Source organism: Paracoccus fistulariae, from assembly GCF_028553785.1.
GTDB lineage: Bacteria > Pseudomonadota > Alphaproteobacteria > Rhodobacterales > Rhodobacteraceae > Paracoccus > Paracoccus fistulariae.
The window spans coordinates 2,019,448-2,038,380 of sequence record NZ_CP067136.1 but is presented as its reverse complement, the minus strand read 5'-3'; the positions used below and the strand labels follow the sequence as shown (position 1 = coordinate 2,038,380).

Here is an 18,933-nt window from a genome sequence, read left to right as displayed (position 1 = left end):
CGAGAGATACCTCCTGACAGGCGCTATCGGTTGTATTGACATTTCCCCCTGACGGCGCGAAAGCGAGGGCGGCAGCAACGGACGGGCGGCCATATGTCGATCCCGTCTGCAACCTCTGAACACTTCGCAGACCAGCAAGCTGGTTGAAACGTCAGAGGCAATTATGAACTCGATCAGCACTTTATACGATATTGGTGAACAGCCAAGGGCGCTGTCCACCGTCTTTGCGCTGTCCGGTCCCAGGGGTTATATCCGCACCGATGGCCGTGCCGAGCCGGTTCCGCGCGGCCGGCTGGATGACCTTCCCGAACGTCTGGCACGGATGGGATCCGAGGGCGTCATTGTCGGGGCGCTGCCATTCTTTCGCAAGGCGCAGGATTATCTGTGGAAAGTGCCGACGGTCTCCCGCTATCCGGGCGAGGCGCTGCTGTCCGATCCGCCCGCGATCACGTTGAAAGAGATGCGCGCCGAACCGTCGCCCGCGCTTTACGCCGCCTCGGTCGGGCATGCGCTGAATATCATGGACCGGCGGCAGAATGACGATGCGCTGGAAAAGGTGGTGCTGGCCCGCACGCTTGTGGTCGAGGCCGATGACACGATCCCACAGGATGCCGTATTCCGGCGGATCGCGCAGGATGACAGCATCACCGCCTTTCACGTCATGCTGCCCGACGATCTTCGCCGCCATCCTTTCACCGGGCGGGCGCTGATCGGGGCGACGCCGGAACTGCTGCTGGAAAAGACCGGCGGGCGGATCGAATCGCATCCCCTGGCCGGTTCGGCGCGGCGCATGGCCGATCCCGATCTTGACCGACAGGCGCGGGACGGGCTGGCGCAATCGGCCAAGGATCAGCGCGAACACGCGATTGTCGTGGAATATATCCTCGACACGCTGGCGCCTTATTGCAGCACGCTGGGCTGTCCGCAGGGGACCGCGCTGACCAGCACCCGCAGCATGTGGCATCTGGGCACGTTGATCACCGGAGAGTTGCGCGACCCGGACACACCCTCGGTGCTGCTGGCGGCGGCGCTGCATCCGACCCCGGCGGTCTGCGGCCTGCCCTGCGAACGGGCGGCCAATCTGATCGGGCAGCTGGAACCGGTCGAGCGTGACTTCTATGCCGGGGCGGTCGGCTGGTCGGATCTGGGGCAGGGCGGCGATGGCGCCTGGTATGTCGCGATCCGCTGCGCCGATATCTGCGGCCCCTTTGCGCGGCTTTATGCGGGGGCGGGCATCGTTCCCGGCTCTGACCCCAGAGCCGAGGCGGCCGAGACCGGCGCCAAATTCGGCGCGATGCTGCAGGTTCTGGGCCTGTCCAGCGACGCCGGCATGCCGCCCGAGACGACTGAATTCTAGAAAGACCTGACGATGGCACTTCCCAAGATTTCCGATTACGCCCTGCCCAAGGCCAAAGATATAGCCGCGCCCCGCGCGCCGTGGCGGCCAGATCCGTCGCGGATGGCGCTGCTGGTCCATGACATGCAGCGCTATTTCTGCGCTGCCTATGGGCCCGATTCTTCCCTGCTGCAGACGGTCACTCGAAATATCGCCGCCGTAACCGCTGCCGCGCGCAAGGCCGGGATCCCCGTCTTTTACACCGCGCAGAAGGGCGATCAGTTCCGTCCCGATCGCGGGCTGCAGGCCGATCTGTGGGGGCCGGGCATGCGCGCGATTGCCGAACATCAGGAGATCATCGCGCCCCTGACGCCGCAGCCGGGGGATATCGTGCTGGTCAAGCATCGCTACAGTGCGTTCCAGCGCTCGAACCTGGCGGATCTGATGCGGGCGCGGGGGCGTGACCAACTGGCGATTGCCGGGATCTATGCCCATATCGGCTGCCTTGCCACCGCGACCGAGGCGTTTCAGCGCGATATCCAGCCCTTTGCCGTCATTGACGCGCAGGCCGATTTCAACCGGCAGCGGCATGAGATGGCAATGGACTGGATCAGCGCCTGTTCCGGCGTTCCGGTCGCGACCGACGCGCTGCTGGCTGCCATCGCGGGGGGTGCCTGATGCGGCTGACGGGGTTTCAGGGGCAGAGCGCGGTCGTCACCGGCGCGGCGGGCGGCATCGGTCGCGCGCTGGTGGACGGGCTGGCCCATGCCGGCGCCCGTGTCATGGCCACCGATACGCAGGCGGCGCAGGAGGGGCGTGACGACATCGCGCCCTCGGATCAGGTGGTCTGGCGCGCGCTGGATGTGCGGGATCGCGATGCCGCCGCCGGCGTCGTGGCCGAGGCCGCAGACCTGCACGGTCCGCTGTCGCTGGCCGTGCATGCGGCGGGCGTCCTGTCCACCACGCCGATCCTTGATCTGCCGCCCGAGGAATGGCAGCGCCTGATCGACATCAACGCAGGCGGGACGCTGAATATGCTGTCTCTTCTGGGGCAGGCGATGGTGCCGCAGGGGCGGGGGGCGATTGTGGTGATCGGTTCGAACGCGGCGGGGGTGCCGCGTCTTGGGATCGGCGCCTATGGCGCCTCCAAGGCCGCTGCCGCAATGCTGACACGCTGCGCGGGGCTGGAACTGGCGGCGCATGGCATCCGCTGCAATCTGGTCGCGCCGGGATCGACGCTGACGCCGATGCAGACCGGCATGTGGGCCGATCCAGAGGCCGGGATGGATGAGGTGATCCGGGGCGATGCCAGCCGTTTTCGCGGCGGTATCCCGCTGGGCAAGCTGGCGGTCCCGCAGGATATTGCACAGGCGGCGCTGTTCCTGCTGTCCGATCAGGCCGGGCATATCACCATGGCCGATCTTTACGTCGATGGCGGGGCCACGCTGCGCGCCTGAACATGGGTAGCGGCAAGCAGCGTCAGCACCTGCCCGCGCCAGATCGTCCAGTGAAACGGGAATTCGGATCCCTCGCCCCAGGGCGGCAGCGCGCGGCACAGCCGCAGCACGCCGCCCTGCCGGTCAAGCCGGATGATTTCGGCCGCGTCGAAGCCGAAATGTTCCTGCACGCTGGGATAAAGCGCCTTGAACAGCGATTCCTTGGCCGAAAATGACAGGGTGATGGTGGTGGCATCCGGCTGAGGCCCAAGCTGCGCACGCTCGTGCGGGGCAAGGGTCACCCGCGCCAGATCCTGCGGGCGCCGCGTGACGCTTTCCAGATCGATCCCAAGCCCGGCATGATGCGCCGACCAGCCCACGATCGCGACCGCGCGGCCCTGCGCATGGCTGATCGCGCCGCTGATGCCCGCAGGCCAGACCGGCGCGCCGCTATCTGCGCGCGGGACCGGCGCCGCGCGGCCCGTCAGCACCCGCAGGGCATCAGCGGCGGCCCGGCGTCCAGCCGCATGATCCAGCCGCCGCCGTCGCGCCGCGCCATGCAGATCGGGCGGCACGGCATCAGGGTCTGCATCCTCATGGTCGCAGAACGCGAAGGCCGTGCCCGCCGGGATCGTCGGCGGCGCGGGCAGGCACAGGGTCATCCGGGCTGATGGACCGGGGTTTTGGCCTCGATCAACGCCCACCAGGCATTTGGCGTGGGCTTTGAAATCAGCTCCTCGAAGCTGACCTTGATGCCCTGTTCCTCCAGCGTGCCGATGAATTCCATGACGCGGATCGAATCCAGCCCGAACAGGATCAGGCTTTCATCGGGGGCGATCTCGTCCTCATCCTCGACCATGGCGGCGATCTGGTCGTTCAGCCAGTTGCGGGTCAATGTCATGCGGGAACTCCTTGTCTTGCATCTGCGGCCTGCAGCATCTCTCGCAGGCGGCGTTTGTCGGTCTTGCCGATATGGGTCAGCGGCAGGCTGTCGGTCTGGTGAAAGCGGTCGGGCAGCTTGTAATCGGCCAGCCCGAGATCGCGCAGATGACGCCTGAGCGTCGATGATTTGACCGAGCCGTTGCTGACAATCACCGCCACGCTGCGTTCGCCCAGCATCGCATCCGGCATGGCGACCAGCGCCGCCTGACGGATCAGCGGATGGCGCATCAGCAGAGCCTCAATCTCTTCCGCCGCGACCTTTTCGCCGCCACGATTGATCTGATCCTTGATCCGCCCGACGACCCGCAGATAGCCGTCAGGCCGCCGGATCACCACGTCCCCGGAATGATAAAACCCGTCCTTGTCAAAGGCCTGCGAATTATGTTCCGGGCTTTTGAAATAGCCGCGAAAGGTATAGGGGCCGCGCACCGACAGCGCGCCGGGCTGACCATCGGGCACGGGGCGCCCCGTCTCATCCAGCAGACGGATGTCATCATCGGGGCTGATCGGGCGACCCTGCATCGACATCACCGTTTCCGGATCGTCATCCAGCCGGGTATAATTCACCAGCCCCTCGGCCATGCCAAAGACCTGCTGAAGCTGACAGTTCAGAACATCCGGCACGGCGCGGGCGATCTCGGGCGTGAAGCTGGCACCGCCGACCAGCAGATGCCGCAGCGGCGCGGGCGGCCCGGCCAGCGCGGCATGACGCTGCCACAGTTGAACGGCCGAGGGCACCAGCGCCGCAACCGTCACCCGATGCTCTGCGATCAGCCGGAAGCAGGCCGCCGGATCGGGCGAGGGCGCCATCACGATGCAGCCTCCGGCATGCAGAACCCCCAGAATGCCCGGAGAGCTCATGGTGAAATTATGCGCGGCAGGCAGCGCGCAAAGAAAGCGCGTCTGCCGATCCAGCCCGCAGATCTCTGCGCTGGCCCGGATGCTGTAGTCGTAATCGTTATGGGTGCGCGGGATCAGCTTAGGCGTGCCGGTGCTGCCGCCAGACAACTGAAAGAAGGCCACCTCATCGGGCGGGGTCGGATCGGCGGGCAGCCGGGCTTGCCCGGTCCCGGCCAGCCATGCCGACAGCGCGGTGTCCGCATCCGGGCTGTCTTTCAGGATCACGCGGCGCGGCGCTTGCCCGCGCGTCGTCAGCCCGTCCAGAAAATCCCCGGTCGCGAACAGTTCATGCGCGTGATCGCCGATCAGCAGTGCTGGTTTCAACTGCTGGATATAATTGCCCATTTCCAGTTGTCGATGGCTGTAGATCGCGTTCACCGGCACGATCCCCGCACGCAGCAGGGCATGGAAGGTGATGATGAATTCGGCGCAATTCGGCAATTGCACCACCGCCGTATCGCCCCGGCCCAGCCCATCGCGGCGCAGCCTGTCGGCCAGATTCGCCACCGCATCGGACAGTTCGCGATAGCTGAGCTGCCGGTCACCGTCGATCACCGCGATGGCCTCGGGCGTGGCTCTGGTCGATTCGTCCAGCGCACGCGTCAGCGGTTCATCGATCCAATAGCCGCGCGCGCGATAACGGGCGGCCAGATCGGCGGGGAAGCGGCAGAAATCAATCAGCACGGGGGCCTCGGTCAATGTCGGATCAAAGCGGTCATGCTGGCAAGATCCGGCCCGCCTTGCGGAGATCGAATTGACTGGCGCAATTAACTGAGTATTTCTATCGGCAATTGTCAAGTGAGGCTGGAATGACAGAAATCGGATCCGATGCAGGCAGTGCTGCTGCAGTCTGGTACGACCTGACGGCGGGTCAGATGGATTTCTGGGAAGAGTTCCAGTTCCATCCAGATCAGCCGGTATCGACCGTGGCGCATGTGATTGCCTTCAACGGTGTGCTGGATGAGGCCGCGATGCTGTCGGCCATTCGCCAGACGGTGGCCGAGGCCGACACGCTGGCGCTGCGCTTTCGGGAAACCGAGGATGGACGGGTGCAGCAGAGGGTCGATCCGGCCCGCGTGCCGCAGGTCCGTCAGCTTGACCTGCGACAGGAACCCGACCCCGAGGCCGCCGCCCGCCGCCTGATGCGTGCCGATATCGACGCCCCGCTGGATCTGCGCCACGCGCCGCTGTCGGCACAGATGCTGTTGCGTCTGGGGGAGAGGCGCTGGTTCTGGTACAGCCGCGGGCATCACATCATTCTGGACGGCTACAGCATGTCGCTGATCGAGAAACGCGTGGCGACCCTCTATGCCGCGGCACTGGGGCAGGGTGAGGTGGGGCGCCCCTTCGACAGGCTCGCCGATTTCCTGCGAGAAGAGCGCGACTATGCGCAAAGCCCGGCCTTCCAGACCGATCGCAGCTATTGGCGCGACACACTGGCCCCGCATCGGGGCGATCTGCCGGTGCTGCAAAAGGGGGCGGAGGATTACGGGCTGGCGCCCCTGACCGCCGATTTCGCGATGGGCCCCGATTTCGATGCCGCTTTGCGGGATGCCGCCGCCCGGTTGGGCATGAACTGGGCGGATCTTCTGACCCTGCTGTCCGCGATCTGGCTGTCGCTTCTGGACCCCGGCCGCCGGCCCGCCAATGGGCCGGTCTGGCTGCCTTACATGAGCCGGATGGGCAGTATCAGCGCCAATATTCCCGCCATGGTGGTCAACATCCTGCCCCTGATCGTCGATCCTCAGCCGGATGAGCCGCTGCCCACGCTGATCGGGCGCCTGTCGCGGCACTTCCGCCGTCACCGCCGCCACGGCCGCTACCGGATTGAGGATATAGCCCGCGATTGCGGCATCCCCTCGGGCCAGCGCTTCCATTTCACGCCTCTGGTCAACGTCATGCCCTTCGCCCCGCCGCGTTTTCATGGGCTGGAAACGGAACGCCTCGTCCTGGCCGCCGGACCGGGCGACGGTTTCAACGTCTCATTCACGGGCGGCGGCACCGGATCAGGTCTGATCGCCTCTATCGAGGCAGACCCGACCATAGGCGCGACCGAATTCTCTGGCCGCGTGACGGCATTTCGGCAGTGGATCGGATCGGTCCTGCGCGATCCGGAAAATGCGGCCTTGGTTCCGGTGACCGCGACAACGCCGACCTCCCGTGTTTCTTGATCGATCCCGTGAAGGATCTTGCGCCCGACGCGCCGTTTGGGACCGCCATGCCTTCGGGCGTGCCACTCGCCTTCCCCGTCGACCTTGATGCCGGCACTATCGATCAGCAGGTGCAGCGGCCCCTTGGAGCCGCGACTGGGGATGTTGACGGCCAGGATCTTCCGGCGCCGAGACAGCGTGCTGAAGTCGGGCACTGATCGGTCGAGACCAACCAGCCGCGACAGGCTCTCGACGAAGCCGGTCATCTGCGGGAGCGCCATGCCGAACAGCACATTCATCAAGAGGCACATCTGTATGGCGGAGACGCTGTAGCTCTGCTGGCGGCCACGCCTGCATGTCGGCGCAGCATCCCAGCTTATCTCGGGGTTGACCGGATCGTCCGCGAGCAGCGGCGCTTGAGCGACTTATTATAGGCAAGCCAGTTCCTGGTCTTGTAGGTCGGGGGCGCGAGTCTGCTCATGTGCTTCAACTAACACGCTGGATTCATATAATGAACCCTACAACAGATTTGGGTAATAACGCCAGGTGAATCCTACAGAAAATTTGTACAACAGAGCCATTAAACACCTACAGATAGCCTTCTGATAGTTCTTTGAGAGGGGCGAATCTGAAGTCATCAGCATTCCATACATGATCCAATGCGCTGAGAAGAGAGACAGGATCTACTTCAAAGCTATCATTTTGGAACTTTGAAAAAAATTTTTGTTTCATATTATAAGCGGGTTTTACATACTTAGGTTTCATTTTGCCCCTTACGCCGATCCAGCGGCATCCCACTTGCTGTGCCATCATACGAAAAATATCGCTGGCTATGCCGCAGGGAATGATCTCGACAATGTTCGTTACTTTGGCGTTATTGGAAAGTCTATACAGCAGCGGGCCAAGAGCTGCTCCATGAATCGCGACAATTGTCTCACATTCAGAAAATAATCTGATTTGATCATTTACGTGTAGGTCTTCTGCGTATATGGTTCTGAAACCCCTTTGGCGCAGCGAAATCTCGATTTCTTCTTGGTTTAGGATGGTGCGCGATCCCCGTCGTGCTATTAGTATTCTTTGGGGAAGTACGTCCTTGCTAGAGCCAATTTTATTTAATTTTTCAATTATAGATGATGAATTAATCCATTTATGTGAATGTGGTCTGTGAACATTTCCATGACTCTGGAATATTTTTATACATGATCCTGTGACGGGTCCATCTGTAAAATGAGAATTTATGCCAAGATTAATTATCAAATCACGCCCATGTTTTGGCATATTTTTAGGGAAAATAACATTTATATTTGAAATGTTCTGCCCTAAAGCCGATTCGGCAAAAGCAAGTAGGGGAATGTGCCGGTTGAGTAGGTGAGACCAATTTTGTGGACTATTATATCTGAAGTCAATGTATAGTTCTTCATGAAAATCAATTGTCGGCTCTCGCCCTCGTCCTCGGAGGCGATCGCGCATCTTTAGCCGAGGTTGCATTGTCATTGCGCCCTCTTCTACTATTTTTACTTCGCCTGCAGGCATGATTTTTTCTGGCAGTTGAATGACGTCACAGCCTGGTATGGCTCGGTCTATAAAAAAAGATCTAGCAGAAAACACTACTGAGGGAGCAATTCGAAAGGTTGGTACTATTTCTTTATGCTCAAAAAGAGACTTTTCACTTTGCATGGTTTCTTTCTTTAATTGATATGCCAGATGCGCCTAGTTTAGAATGAAGCTGTTTGCTTCGAATGTCTAGGTTCCAGACCCATTGATTTCATGCGTTTGGCGTGATTCAGGCTCCGCAAGGAGACCTGATCGATGAGCAATCTTTATTGGCTTACGGACGCCCAAGTGGAGCGCTTGAAGCCGTTCTTTCCCAAGAGCCATGGCAAGCCCCGCGTCGATGATCGCCGCGTCCTCAGTGGCATAATCTTCATCAATCGCAATGGCTTGCGCTGGTGTGATGCGCCGAAGGAATACGGCCCGGCCAAGACCCTCTACAACCGTTGGAAGCGCTGGAGCGACAATGGCGTGTTCGCCCGGATCATGGTGGGCCTGGCCGCCGAGAGCGCCGAGCACAAGACGATCATGATTGACGCGACCTATCTCAAGGCGCACCGCACGGCATCAAGCCTGCGGGTAAAAAAGGGGGGCGCGGGCGCCAGATCGGGCGCACCAAAGGGTTTGAGGGATAAAGAAACTGTCCGGGGGACAGTTTCGCCCGAAAACGGAACACGAAGTTGCACGCCGTTGCCGATGCCAAGGGGCGCCCGATCGGGTTCTTCATGTCCGCCGGTCCGGTCAGTGATTACACAGGCGCGGCGGCGCTGCTGGGCAACCTTCCGAAGGCAGGGTGGCTGCTGGGAGACCGGGGCTATGATGCCGATTGGTTCAGAGAAGCATTGAAAGACAAGGGGATAAAGGTCTGCATCCCTGGCCGGAAGTCCCGCAAGAAGGCGGTCAAATACGACAAGCGACGATACAAACGGCGCAACCGCATAGAGATCATGTTCGGGCGGTTGAAGGATTGGAGGCGTGTCGCCACCCGATACGACCGCTGTCCACAGACCTTCTTCTCTGCCATCCTCCTCGCCGCAATCGTCCTCTTCTGGCTATAATCCACAACGAGTCCTGACCCTAGGTTCCAGACCCATTGATTTCGGACGTTTGGCGTGATTCAGGCTCCGCAAGGAGACCTGATCGATGAGCAACCTTTTCTGGCTGAGCGAGGCGCAGATGGCGCGCCTCAAACCCTTCTTTCTCAAGAGCCATGGCAAGCCCCGTGTCGATGATCGCCGCGTCCTCAGTGGCATAATCTTCATCAACCGCAATGGTTTGCGATGGTGCGACGCGCCGAAGGACTACGGGCCCGCCAATACGCTCTACAACCGATGGAAGCGCTGGAGCGAGAATGGGGTCTTTGCCCGGATCATGGTGGGCCTGGCCGCCGAGAGCGCCGAACACAAGACGATCATGATCGACGCGACCTATCTGAAAGCGCATCGCACGGCCTCGAGCCTGCGGGTCAAAAAAGGGGGCGCGGGCGCCAGATCGGGCGAACGAAAGGGTTTGAGGGATAAAGAAACTGTCCGGGGGACAGTTTCGCCCGAAAACGGAACACCAAGCTGCATGCCGTCACCGACGCGAAGGGACGCCCGATCCAGTTCTTCATGTCGGCCGGGCAAGTGAGTGACTATACCGGCGCGACGGTCCTGCTGAGCAGTTTGCCGAAGGCCGGCTGGATGCTTGCGGACAGAGCGTATGATGCCGACTGGTTCCGAGAAGCGTTGAAAGACAAGGGGATAAGGGTACGCATCCCCGGCCGGAAAAAACCGCAAGAAGGCGGTCAAATACGACAAGCGGCGCTACAAACGCCGCAACCGCATCGAAATCATGTTCGGGCGCCTCAAGGATTGGAGGCGTGTCGCCACCCGATACGACCGATGCCCCGAGACCTTCTTCTCCGCTATCCTTCTCGCCGCCACCGTCATCTTATGGTTATGATCGACAACGAGTCCTGAACCTAGGTCGGGGGCGCGAGTCTGCTCATGTGCTTCAACTAACACGCTGGATTCATGTAATGAACCCTACAACAGATTTGGGTAATAACGCCCAATGAAAGCGAAGTGATCGGGCGCATGGCCCGCAAATCGCATGGCGCCGGACCGGCAAGAGGTTCCTGCCGCTACAGCGCGCCGTCGCGGTCCGGGCCGCTGCCGTCCAGTTGTGCGGCGATGGTTTCCGGAGTGGGGCGGGGGCCGCGGGGGCGGGTTTCCAGCGCCTCGCGCATGGCGCGCAGGTGGTCGGGCGTGGTGCCGCAGCAGCCGCCGATGATCCGCACGCCCAGATCGCGCGCCAGCACCGCATATTTCGCCATCAGTTCCGGCGTGCCGTCATAATGCAGGTGCCCGTGTTCCATGCGCGGGATGCCGGCATTGCCCTTGGCGATCAGCGGGCGTTCATTGCCGGTGGCCGTCAGCGCCTGCACCGCGCGCAGCAGGTCCGAGGCGCCGACACCGCAATTGGCGCCATAGGCCAGCGGGCTGTTCGTCAACCGCTCGACCAGCGATGCCAGCTGCGCGGGCGTCAGACCCATCAGCGTGCGACCAGCGGTGTCAAAGCTCATCATCCCGCACCAGGGCATGCCGGTCAGGTCGATGGCTTCGGCGGCGGCGCGGTATTCCTCTTCCGAGCTGATGGTTTCCAGCCACAGCACATCCGCGCCCCCGGCCTTCAGCGCCTCGGCCTGTTCGTGAAACATCTCGACCGCGCTGTCATGGCTCAGCCCGCCCATCGGGGCCATGATCTCTCCGGTGGGGCCCATGCTGCCCGCCACCACGACGCGGCGCCCGGCGCGATCCGCGACCTCGCGCCCGATTTCGGCGGCAACCCGGTTGAGCTCGGTCACGCGGGCGGCGGCATTGCGCAGTTTCAGGCGGCTGGCATTGCCGCCGAAGCTGTTGGTCAGAAACAGATCGGCGCCCGCATCCACCGCGTCCTGATGCAGTTTGCGGATGCGGTCGGGATGTTCGGTATTCCAGAATTCGGGTGGTTCATCGGAAGGCAGCCCCATGTTGAACAGATTCGTGCCGGTGGCACCATCCGCCATCAGCCAGTCACGATCCGCCAGAAGCTGGGTGAGTGGGTCGGCCATCCCGTTTCCTTCAAGACAGGGCGCGCCATCCCCGACGGGACGGTCACCAATTATCAGGTCCATATCAAAATGTGCTTTTTTTCAACAGGGCCGAACGCGGGCGAGCGGCCTAATAAAGAATAAAAAACCGCGCCGGAGGTCCGGCGCGGCTTATTGCGTGGATCAGGACAGAACTTAGTTCTGTGCGGGCTCTTCCGCATCGTCTTCGGCAGAGGCGCCGCCGATATCGTCGAACAGTTCGGCGATTTCGAATTCGGCCTCGGCGTCGGCCTCGGCAGCCAGATCCTGGATCGACTTGCCCTGCGCCTGCAGTTCTGCCTCTTCGCTCGAACGGGCGACGTTCAGAACGATGGTGGCTTCGACTTCGGGATGCAGGACGACAGCAACGTCGTGCAGGCCCAGATCCTTGATCGGCTGGCCCAGAACGACCTGCTTGCGGTCGATGGTGAAGCCTGCCTCGGTCGCGGCATCGGCGGCGTCGCGGGTCGTGACCGAACCGTAAAGCGCACCGGCATCAGAGGCCGAGCGGATGATGATGAAGGTTTCACCGTCCAGCTTGTCGGCGACCTTCTGGGCGTCGGCCTTGGATTCGGCGTTGCGGGCTTCCAGCTGCACCTTCTGGTCTTCGAAAGCCTTGATATTGGCATCCGAGGCGCGCAGAGCCTTGCGCTGCGGCAGCAGGAAGTTGCGGGCATAGCCCTCTTTGACGTTGACGACTTCGCCCATCTGGCCAAGCTTCGCCACACGTTCCAGCAGGATGACTTGCATGTTCAGGTCTCCTTACTTCACGACATAGGGCAGCAGCGCCAGAAAGCGGGCGCGCTTGATTGCCTGTGCCAGTTTGCGCTGGTTCTTGGCCGAGACGGCCGTGATGCGCGAGGGAACGATCTTGCCGCGTTCGGAAATGTAACGCTGCAGCAGACGGGTGTCCTTGTAGTCGATCTTGGGGGCGTTGTCGCCACCGAACGGATCGACCTTGCGACGACGGAAGAACGGTTTGTTCGCCATATCCGGATCTCCTTAGTTGCGGTCGCGACGTTCGCGGCGCTCGCCACGTTCTTCGCGCTTCTGCATCTGAACCGAGGGGCCTTCCTCGTGCTCGTCGACCTTGATGGTCATGACGCGCATGACATCGTCATGCAGACGGGCCAGGCGTTCCATTTCCTGCACGGCGGCCGAGGGCGCGTCGGTGCGCAGGAAGGCGTAATGGCCTTTGCGGTTCTTGTTGATCTTGTAGGCGAGGGTGCGGACACCCCAATATTCGTTATCCACGACCTTGCCGCCATTATCGGCGAGAACGGTCGAGAAATGTTCGATCAGCCCTTCGGCCTGCGTGTTCGACAGGTCCTGGCGGGCGATCAGCACATGCTCGTACAGAGGCATGGCGTCCCTTTCATGTTCAGGCGCACTTCATAGGCGGTTCGTCCTTCCGCACCCGCCACGAGAGGTTGCGCCGGTTGCGATATTCCGGCGGAAGGATGGCGCTTTATAGCGGCAAATGCTGCGGATGCAAGGGTGTTCGCCGTGGATTTCGCCGGGGCAGGCGGAGGCAGGCCGGGGGTTTCACACCCCCGGACCCCCGTGGGATATTTCTGCAAAGAAGAAAGGGCGGGTCGCGGGTTCTTGTCGTTTGCCCCAGGGTTGGGGCAGTCTGGCGGGATTGGCCGGAGGAGGCGAGATGGCACTGGAAGATGCGAAGAATCAGGTGGATCAGGCGTTCACGCGCAGCGATCCGCGGGGCTTGTCCTATGAAAATGCCTTTGGCGGCGCGGTGAGTTTTCTGCGGCGGCGTTATGGCAAGGATCTGGCCGGGGTGGATCTGGCGGTGACGGGAATTCCCTTCGATCAGGCGGTGACGCATCGGCCTGGCACGCGATTCGGGCCGCGCGCGATCCGCGAGGCCTCGACCCTGCAGCCCTATGATCCGCCCTATGGCTGGGGCTATGATCCGCTGAGCCTGCTGAACGTTCTGGATTACGGTGACATGGCCTTTGACTATGCCAATACGCGCGAGGTTCCGGCGCGGATCGAGGCGCATATCGGCGCCATCATGGATGGCGGGGCGGCGCCGGTGACGCTGGGCGGGGATCATTTCATCACCTTGCCGATCCTGAGGGCGGTGGCGGCGCGGCGTGGCCCGGTGGCGCTGATTCAGTTCGACGCCCATTCCGATACCTGGGTCGATGACGATCCCGAGCGGATCGATCATGGCACCTTTCTTTACAAGGCGATCCGGGAAGGGGTGGTCGATCCGTCGGCCAGTGTCTCGGTCGGGATCCGCGCCGACAATCCCGATACGCTGGGCGTGACCATTCTGGATGCGCCGCTGCTGCATCGCGAGGGAGTCGAGGCCGTGTTGCGGCGGATCCGGCAGGTCATCGGGGAGCGTCCGGTCTATATCACCTTTGACATCGATGCGCTGGACCCGGCCTTTGCGCCGGGCACGGGGACGCCCGTCTGGGGCGGGTTGGCCTCTTGGCAGGCGGCGGCGCTGTTGCGCGGGCTGGCGGGGGTCGATCTGATCGGGGGCGATGTGGTCGAGGTGTCACCGCCCTATGACGGCACCGGCGCGACGGCGATTGCCGGGGCCCATGTCGCGATGGAACTGATCGCGCTTTACGGCTGGACGCGGCGCTGAGATTGCGTCCCGCGATGGCCGGGGGGAATGTGCATCCCCCCGGTCCCCCCTGCGAGGTGGACCTCTCTTTGCGGCTTGCCGCTGTCTCGTGGCGGGGGTAATTCCGGATCATGCTGCCAGAAGATCGCCTTGCCCAGATTGCCCAGCGGTTCGAGTTTCTCGAAGCGCAGTTGAATGCCGGTGCCGCCCCGGATCAGATCGCGCGGATCAGTCGCGAATATTCCGAACTGAAGCCTGTGGTGGAGGAGATCGGGCAATGGCGTGCTGCGCGCGATGGCATGGCAGAGGCGCAGGCGATGCTGGCAGATCCCGAGATGCGGGAACTGGCTGAGGATGAGCTGGCCCGTCTGCAGGCGGAGCTGCCGGGGCTGGAGCAGCGCTTGCGGGTGGCGCTGTTGCCCAAGGATGCGGCGGATGCGCGCCCGGCGATTGTCGAGATCAGGCCGGGCACAGGGGGCGATGAAGCCGCGCTGTTCGCGGGCGATCTGTTGTCCATGTATCGCCGTCATGCCGAGGCGCAGGGCTGGAATTTCCAGCTTCTGGATCTGACCGAGACCGAGTTGGGCGGCGTCAAGGAAGCTACAGCGCGGATCGAGGGTGAGGGGGTCTTTGCCCGGCTGAAATACGAATCCGGCGTGCATCGGGTGCAGCGCGTTCCCGAGACGGAGTCGGGCGGCCGCATTCACACCAGCGCTGCGACCGTAGCCGTGCTGCCAGAGGCCGAGGATGTCGATATCGACATCCCGGCGGGCGATATCCGCATTGATACCATGCGCGCCAGCGGTGCGGGCGGGCAGCATGTGAACACCACGGATTCGGCGGTGCGGATCACCCATCTGCCGACCGGGATCGTGGTCACAAGTTCGGAAAAATCGCAGCATCAGAACCGGGCCAATGCCATGGCCGTCCTGCGCGCGCGGCTTTACGATATCGAGCGTCAGCGGGCCGATGCCGAACGTGCGGCGGATCGCAAGAGCCAGGTCGGCAGCGGCGATCGCAGCGAGCGGATCCGGACCTATAATTTCCCGCAGGGCCGGATGACCGATCATCGGATCAACCTGACGCTTTATGCGCTGGACAAGGTGATGGCGGGGGATCTGACCGAGATCATCGATGCGCTGATCGCGCATGATCAGGCGGAACGGCTGGCGGCCCAAGGATGAAGCTGGCAGAGGCGCGGGCCAGGGCCGCCCTGCAATTGCGGCAGGCGGGGATATCCGGCGGCGACCGGGATGCGGATCGCATTCTGGCCGCGATCCTGTCGGTCGAGCCGGGGCGGCTGCGGATGATCGAGGATCGCGTGCTCTCGGCTGCGGAACTGGACCGGCTGTGGACCGGCATTGCCGCCCGCGCGCAGCATCAGCCGGTGGCGCAGATCGTCGGCTTTCGCGATTTCTATGCTCATCGCTTCAGGGTGACGCCCGATACGCTGGACCCGCGCCCCGAGACCGAGGCGCTGGTCGAGGCGGCGCTTTCATTGCCCTGGAACTCGGTCCTGGATCTGGGGACGGGGACGGGGGCGATCCTGATCTCGGTCCTGGCGGCACGTGCAGGGGCGCGGGGCATGGGCACCGACCTGTCACCGGCCGCGCTGGAGGTGGCGCGTCAGAATGCCGCCCAGATCGGTGTGACGGCGCAGTTCCGGCAGGCCGATTGGTATGAGGGGGTCGAGGGCCGCTTTGACCTGATTCTGTCCAACCCGCCCTATATCGCCGCGGATGAGATGGCGGGCCTCTCGCCCGATGTTCGCCTGTGGGAGCCGGAATCGGCGCTGACCGATGGCGCTGACGGGCTAAGCGCCTATCGCATCATTGCGGCTGGCGCGGCGCGGCATCTGACGGCCGGCGGAAATGCGCTGGTCGAGATCGGCCCCACCCAGGCCGATGCCGTCAGGTCATTTTTCAACGATGCCGGGGCCTTGACCCGTGTGATTGCCGATCTGGATGGCCGCGATCGTGTGATTTTGGCACGGTTTCCGGGCTGAAATCGCAATCTGGGCGCCCGATTGCCTATATTTTTCAACTTTTCCCTTGTCAGCCCGGTCCCGGCATGTTTATTCGAAACTGTGCACGGGGCGGGAACGCCGCTGCATGGGTCAGCCTGACACAGACGAAAATGAACTGGCGCTTTGGTCGAAGCGCCGCATGGGTCAAGGGCAGGCTGAACGGCGAGGTAGATTTAAGTTTTCGATACCTCCCAAGAACGCCGTCCAGACCAAACTGGAACCACTGACAGACAAACTGATGAGATCATCGAAATCACGTTCGCGTAACAAGTCGAACCGCCAGCGCTCGTTGGGGAATATCGTTAACCGGGTCTTTGACAGTTCAGGACCCGAAGGCAAGGTGCGTGGCACCCCCCAGCAGATCATCGAGAAATATCTGACGCTGGCGCGCGACGCGCAGCTGTCCAATGACCGTGTGGCCGAGCAGAGCTTTCTGCAGCATGCCGAGCATTATACGCGGATGTTGGGCGAGGCTCAGCGCGAGATGGCCGAACGACAGCAACAGCATAATCAGAACCAGCGCCAGGATGAGGACGGCAACGCGCCGTCGCGTGACGGCAATGGACATGCCAGTCAGAACGGCAATGGCCGCGATCAGAATCGCGATCATGGCGGCCGCGGACAGCAGCGGGACCGCGCGCCGCGCGACGAGGATCAGACCTCGCGTTCCGATGCGGAAGCCGATCACAGCCCTGCCGCCGCCCAGAGCGACGCGAAAGAGGGCCTGCCCGATGCCGTCGCCGCATCGGATGAGGATGGCTCGACCGGGCTGATCGAAACGCCAGAGACCGCCGCCAAGCCCGCAAAGGCGAAAACGCCCCGGGCGCGGACGCCGCGTGCCACCACGGGTGTGAAGCGCAGCCGCCGCAAGGCCGATGCGGATGACGCCGCCGCCGAAGCGGCGCCTGCGCCGCAGCCGGAAGGCGAAGGGCCGGGTCAGGAATGATCCGCTGACAGGATGGGGAAGGGCCGCAGGTTTCGCTTGCGGCCTTTTTTCTATGTGCCTTGTCTTGCGGCTTTCAGCACGCGCGCCAGGGTGCAGAAATGTTCCAGATCGATTTCCTCGGCCCGGGCGGTCGGGGCGATACCGGCCTGTTCCAGCAGGGATTCAATATCGGGATGCACCCCGCGCAGCGATGCGCGCAGCATCTTGCGGCGCTGGTTGAAGGCGGCGGCGGTGATCCGGGAAAGGACCGCAGGATCGGCCGGAAAGCGCGGTTCGGGCAGGGCGGTCAGATGGACCACGGCCGAGCTGATCTTGGGTGGCGGAACGAAAGCCTCGGGCGGCAGCGTCATGACGATGCGTGCCTCGGCCCGCCATTGCGCCAGCAGGGCAAGGCGGCCATAGGCCTTGCTGCCGGGGCTGGCGGTGATGCGTTCGGCCACCTCTTTCTGGAACATAAGGGTCAGGGATTGCCAGAAGGGCGGCCATTGCGACGGGGTCAGCCAGCGGACCAGCAATTCGGTGCCGATATTATAGGGCAGGTTCGCCGCGACACGGATGGGCGGTGTCAGATGGGCAAGTGGATCGATCTGAAGCGCGTCGCCATTGATGACGGTCAGGCGGCCGGGATAGGCTTCTGCGATCTCTGCCAGCGCGGGCAGGGCGCGGGCATCCTTTTCGATGGCCAGAACGTGCCGCGCGCCCTCGGCCAGCAGGCCACGGGTCAGGCCGCCCGGGCCGGGGCCGATTTCCAGAATGTCGCAGTTGCGAAGATCGCCTGCCTGCCGCGCGATTTTCGCGGTCAGGTTCAGGTCCAGAAGGAAGTTCTGGCCCAGTTGCTTTTTGGCGCGCAGGTCGTGCTGTCGGATGACATCCCGCAGGGGGGGGAGATTGTCGATGCTGCTCATCCTGGCTGCCTTGGGGGCTTTGCGCCCCCAAACCCCCGCAGGATATTTGGACACAAAAGATAGGTCATGGGCGTGTTGCAGCCATGTCGCGGGCCATGCGCAGGGCGGCGATGGTCGATGCGGGATCGGCCAGACCCCTGCCCGCGATATCGAAGGCTGTGCCGTGATCGGGAGAGGTTCGGATGAAGGGCAGGCCCAGTGTCACATTCACGCCGCCCGCGAAGTCCAGCGTCTTGATCGGGATCAGGGCCTGATCGTGATAGGCGCAGATTGCCGCGTCGTAATTTTTGCGGGCGGGGGCATGGAACATGGTATCGGCGGGCAGCGGGCCGGTGAGGTCGAGACCTTCGGCGCGTAGTCGGGTCAGCAGGGGGGCGATGCGGTCGGTTTCCTCGTGGCCCATCACGCCGTGTTCTCCGGCATGGGGGTTGAGGCCCGCGATGGCGAGGCGCGGGCTGGCGATGCCGAAATCGCGGATCAGCGCATCATGGGTGATGCGAATGGCGCTTTCCAGTCGTTCATCCGTCAGGGCTGCGGGCACATCGGCCAGCGGGATGTGGATGGTGGCGGGCACGACGCGGCAGGGTGGTGTGACACTGGTGGAGGCCAGCATCATCGCCACCGGCACGTCGCCTGCCAGATGGGCAAGATATTCGGTATGGCCGGGGAATGCGAAATCCGCGCCCTGTTTCAGGGCCTGTTTGTTGATCGGCAGGGTGGTCATGGCATCAGCCTGTCCCTGACGGATCAGATCGACAGCGCGGGCGATGACCTGAATGACGCCCTGGGCATTGGCCGGATCGGGCTGGCCGGGACGGTTCGGCGCCGCGAATTCGTGGCGCAGGACCGGCAGGTGACCGGGTGGGACCGGGTCACCGGGATCCGCGATCAGGTGATAAGGCGTGTCAGCGGGCAGGTGGCGGGGATCGCCGATCCAGACGAAATCCACGCCCGAGGCCATCGCCAGCGGGGCCAGTTCCGGCCCGATGCCCGCAGGTTCGCCACAGGTGAGGAGGATCCGGCGGGTCAC

18 protein-coding genes and 3 pseudogenes are annotated in these 18,933 nt (G+C 62.9%); 10 read left to right on the top strand and 11 right to left on the bottom strand.

Annotated features, from left to right (window positions below; all coding sequences use genetic code 11):
• Nucleotides 1-163 precede the first annotated feature (163 nt).
• The 3 genes from JHX87_RS10060 to JHX87_RS10050 are packed head-to-tail and all read left to right on the top strand — an operon-like array spanning nucleotide 164 to nucleotide 2,793.
• Nucleotides 164-1,357: an isochorismate synthase gene (locus tag JHX87_RS10060; RefSeq protein ID WP_271885198.1), complete on the top strand. Its 1,194-nt coding sequence runs from the start codon at nucleotides 164-166 to the stop codon at nucleotides 1,355-1,357.
• A 12-nt stretch (nucleotides 1,358-1,369) separates the two neighbouring features.
• Complete coding sequence (locus tag JHX87_RS10055; protein ID WP_271885200.1) at nucleotides 1,370-2,014, top strand: isochorismatase family protein; 645 nt, start codon at nucleotides 1,370-1,372, stop codon at nucleotides 2,012-2,014.
• A complete protein-coding gene (locus JHX87_RS10050) occupies nucleotides 2,014-2,793 on the top strand; it encodes an SDR family oxidoreductase (protein WP_271885201.1) in 780 nt (259 codons plus the stop codon). The genes JHX87_RS10055 and JHX87_RS10050 overlap by 1 nt, the downstream gene beginning before the upstream one ends.
• On the opposite strand, the gene JHX87_RS10045 is transcribed toward JHX87_RS10050, so the two are convergent.
• From JHX87_RS10045 to JHX87_RS10035, 3 genes are read right to left on the bottom strand one after another with little or no spacing between them, the layout of a single operon-like run.
• Nucleotides 2,760-3,434, bottom strand: coding sequence for a 4'-phosphopantetheinyl transferase family protein (locus JHX87_RS10045; protein ID WP_271885203.1), 675 nt, complete (start codon nucleotides 3,432-3,434; stop codon nucleotides 2,760-2,762). The genes JHX87_RS10050 and JHX87_RS10045 overlap by 34 nt on opposite strands.
• Nucleotides 3,431-3,673, bottom strand: coding sequence for a phosphopantetheine-binding protein (locus JHX87_RS10040; RefSeq protein ID WP_271885205.1), 243 nt, complete (start codon nucleotides 3,671-3,673; stop codon nucleotides 3,431-3,433). The genes JHX87_RS10045 and JHX87_RS10040 overlap by 4 nt, the downstream gene beginning before the upstream one ends.
• Nucleotides 3,670-5,298 carry a (2,3-dihydroxybenzoyl)adenylate synthase gene (locus tag JHX87_RS10035; protein ID WP_271885207.1) on the bottom strand — a complete coding sequence of 543 codons (1,629 nt, stop codon included), beginning with the start codon at nucleotides 5,296-5,298 and terminating at the stop codon, nucleotides 3,670-3,672. The genes JHX87_RS10040 and JHX87_RS10035 overlap by 4 nt, the downstream gene beginning before the upstream one ends.
• Nucleotides 5,299-5,423: 125 nt before the next feature.
• Between JHX87_RS10035 and JHX87_RS10030 the strand changes: the two genes are divergently transcribed.
• Entirely contained in the window at nucleotides 5,424-6,785 is a 1,362-nt protein-coding gene (locus JHX87_RS10030; RefSeq protein WP_271885209.1) for a condensation domain-containing protein, read from the top strand.
• Here JHX87_RS10030 and JHX87_RS10025 read toward each other — a convergent pair.
• A pseudogene (locus JHX87_RS10025) lies at nucleotides 6,743-7,245 on the bottom strand (IS5 family transposase); the annotation flags it as partial. The gene JHX87_RS10030 and the pseudogene JHX87_RS10025 sit on opposite strands and share 43 nt — an antisense overlap.
• A gap of 107 nt (nucleotides 7,246-7,352) precedes the next feature.
• Complete coding sequence (locus JHX87_RS10020) at nucleotides 7,353-8,441, bottom strand: glycosyltransferase family 61 protein (RefSeq protein WP_271885211.1); 1,089 nt, start codon at nucleotides 8,439-8,441, stop codon at nucleotides 7,353-7,355.
• Nucleotides 8,442-8,573: 132 nt separating this feature from the next.
• Between JHX87_RS10020 and JHX87_RS10015 the strand changes: the two are divergent.
• Nucleotides 8,574-9,373: pseudogene (locus tag JHX87_RS10015) on the top strand (IS5 family transposase).
• An 85-nt stretch (nucleotides 9,374-9,458) separates the two neighbouring features.
• Nucleotides 9,459-10,259 (top strand): annotated as a pseudogene (locus tag JHX87_RS10010) (IS5 family transposase).
• Between the two features lie 181 nt (nucleotides 10,260-10,440).
• Here the strand turns inward: JHX87_RS10010 and bmt are convergent.
• From bmt to rpsF, 4 genes are all read right to left on the bottom strand, one after another.
• Nucleotides 10,441-11,409, bottom strand: a complete 969-nt coding sequence (bmt, locus tag JHX87_RS10005; protein WP_271885213.1) for a betaine--homocysteine S-methyltransferase — start codon at nucleotides 11,407-11,409, stop codon at nucleotides 10,441-10,443.
• Nucleotides 11,410-11,583: 174 nt separating this feature from the next.
• Nucleotides 11,584-12,177: a 50S ribosomal protein L9 gene (gene rplI / locus JHX87_RS10000; protein WP_271885214.1), complete on the bottom strand. Its 594-nt coding sequence runs from the start codon at nucleotides 12,175-12,177 to the stop codon at nucleotides 11,584-11,586.
• Between the two features lie 12 nt (nucleotides 12,178-12,189).
• A complete protein-coding gene (rpsR, locus tag JHX87_RS09995) occupies nucleotides 12,190-12,417 on the bottom strand; it encodes a 30S ribosomal protein S18 (RefSeq protein ID WP_090520233.1) in 228 nt (75 codons plus the stop codon).
• A gap of 12 nt (nucleotides 12,418-12,429) precedes the next feature.
• Nucleotides 12,430-12,792: a 30S ribosomal protein S6 gene (gene rpsF / locus JHX87_RS09990; RefSeq protein ID WP_271885216.1), complete on the bottom strand. Its 363-nt coding sequence runs from the start codon at nucleotides 12,790-12,792 to the stop codon at nucleotides 12,430-12,432.
• Nucleotides 12,793-13,087: 295 nt separating this feature from the next.
• Here rpsF and speB point away from each other — a divergent pair, with 295 nt between their 5' ends.
• The 4 genes from speB (at nucleotide 13,088) to JHX87_RS09970 (ending at nucleotide 16,998) form a co-directional block, all read left to right on the top strand.
• Nucleotides 13,088-14,047, top strand: coding sequence for an agmatinase (gene speB, locus JHX87_RS09985; protein WP_271885217.1), 960 nt, complete (start codon nucleotides 13,088-13,090; stop codon nucleotides 14,045-14,047).
• 110 nt (nucleotides 14,048-14,157) lie between these two features.
• A complete protein-coding gene (gene prfA, locus JHX87_RS09980) occupies nucleotides 14,158-15,210 on the top strand; it encodes a peptide chain release factor 1 (protein ID WP_271885219.1) in 1,053 nt (350 codons plus the stop codon).
• Entirely contained in the window at nucleotides 15,207-16,031 is an 825-nt protein-coding gene (gene prmC, locus JHX87_RS09975; protein WP_271885220.1) for a peptide chain release factor N(5)-glutamine methyltransferase, read from the top strand. Before prfA ends, prmC begins: the two co-directional genes overlap by 4 nt.
• 259 nt (nucleotides 16,032-16,290) lie before the next feature.
• Nucleotides 16,291-16,998, top strand: coding sequence for a DUF4167 domain-containing protein (locus JHX87_RS09970; RefSeq protein ID WP_271885221.1), 708 nt, complete (start codon nucleotides 16,291-16,293; stop codon nucleotides 16,996-16,998).
• A gap of 50 nt (nucleotides 16,999-17,048) precedes the next feature.
• Here the strand turns inward: JHX87_RS09970 and rsmA are convergent, their stop codons facing one another.
• Both rsmA and pdxA read right to left on the bottom strand, forming a co-directional pair.
• Complete coding sequence (rsmA, locus tag JHX87_RS09965; protein ID WP_271885223.1) at nucleotides 17,049-17,903, bottom strand: 16S rRNA (adenine(1518)-N(6)/adenine(1519)-N(6))-dimethyltransferase RsmA; 855 nt, start codon at nucleotides 17,901-17,903, stop codon at nucleotides 17,049-17,051.
• A gap of 64 nt (nucleotides 17,904-17,967) precedes the next feature.
• Nucleotides 17,968-18,933 (bottom strand): 4-hydroxythreonine-4-phosphate dehydrogenase PdxA, encoded by a 966-nt coding sequence (gene pdxA, locus JHX87_RS09960; protein WP_271885226.1) that lies wholly within the window; start codon nucleotides 18,931-18,933, stop codon nucleotides 17,968-17,970.

What these genes read in the sequence shown, in the direction of transcription:
- JHX87_RS10060 (WP_271885198.1), top strand. Translation starts at nt 164, where the DNA reads ATGAACTCGATCAGCACTTTATACGATATTGGTGAACAGCCAAGGGCG.
- JHX87_RS10055 (WP_271885200.1), top strand. Translation starts at nt 1,370, where the DNA reads ATGGCACTTCCCAAGATTTCCGATTACGCCCTGCCCAAGGCCAAAGAT.
- JHX87_RS10050 (WP_271885201.1), top strand. Translation starts at nt 2,014, where the DNA reads ATGCGGCTGACGGGGTTTCAGGGGCAGAGCGCGGTCGTCACCGGCGCG.
- JHX87_RS10045 (WP_271885203.1), bottom strand. Translation starts at nt 3,434, where the DNA reads ATGACCCTGTGCCTGCCCGCGCCGCCGACGATCCCGGCGGGCACGGCC.
- JHX87_RS10040 (WP_271885205.1), bottom strand. Translation starts at nt 3,673, where the DNA reads ATGACATTGACCCGCAACTGGCTGAACGACCAGATCGCCGCCATGGTC.
- JHX87_RS10030 (WP_271885209.1), top strand. Translation starts at nt 5,424, where the DNA reads ATGACAGAAATCGGATCCGATGCAGGCAGTGCTGCTGCAGTCTGGTAC.
- JHX87_RS10020 (WP_271885211.1), bottom strand. Translation starts at nt 8,441, where the DNA reads ATGCAAAGTGAAAAGTCTCTTTTTGAGCATAAAGAAATAGTACCAACC.
- bmt (WP_271885213.1), bottom strand. Translation starts at nt 11,409, where the DNA reads ATGGCCGACCCACTCACCCAGCTTCTGGCGGATCGTGACTGGCTGATG.
- rplI (WP_271885214.1), bottom strand. Translation starts at nt 12,177, where the DNA reads ATGCAAGTCATCCTGCTGGAACGTGTGGCGAAGCTTGGCCAGATGGGC.
- rpsR (WP_090520233.1), bottom strand. Translation starts at nt 12,417, where the DNA reads ATGGCGAACAAACCGTTCTTCCGTCGTCGCAAGGTCGATCCGTTCGGT.
- rpsF (WP_271885216.1), bottom strand. Translation starts at nt 12,792, where the DNA reads ATGCCTCTGTACGAGCATGTGCTGATCGCCCGCCAGGACCTGTCGAAC.
- speB (WP_271885217.1), top strand. Translation starts at nt 13,088, where the DNA reads ATGGCACTGGAAGATGCGAAGAATCAGGTGGATCAGGCGTTCACGCGC.
- prfA (WP_271885219.1), top strand. Translation starts at nt 14,158, where the DNA reads ATGCTGCCAGAAGATCGCCTTGCCCAGATTGCCCAGCGGTTCGAGTTT.
- prmC (WP_271885220.1), top strand. Translation starts at nt 15,207, where the DNA reads ATGAAGCTGGCAGAGGCGCGGGCCAGGGCCGCCCTGCAATTGCGGCAG.
- JHX87_RS09970 (WP_271885221.1), top strand. Translation starts at nt 16,291, where the DNA reads ATGAGATCATCGAAATCACGTTCGCGTAACAAGTCGAACCGCCAGCGC.
- rsmA (WP_271885223.1), bottom strand. Translation starts at nt 17,903, where the DNA reads ATGAGCAGCATCGACAATCTCCCCCCCCTGCGGGATGTCATCCGACAG.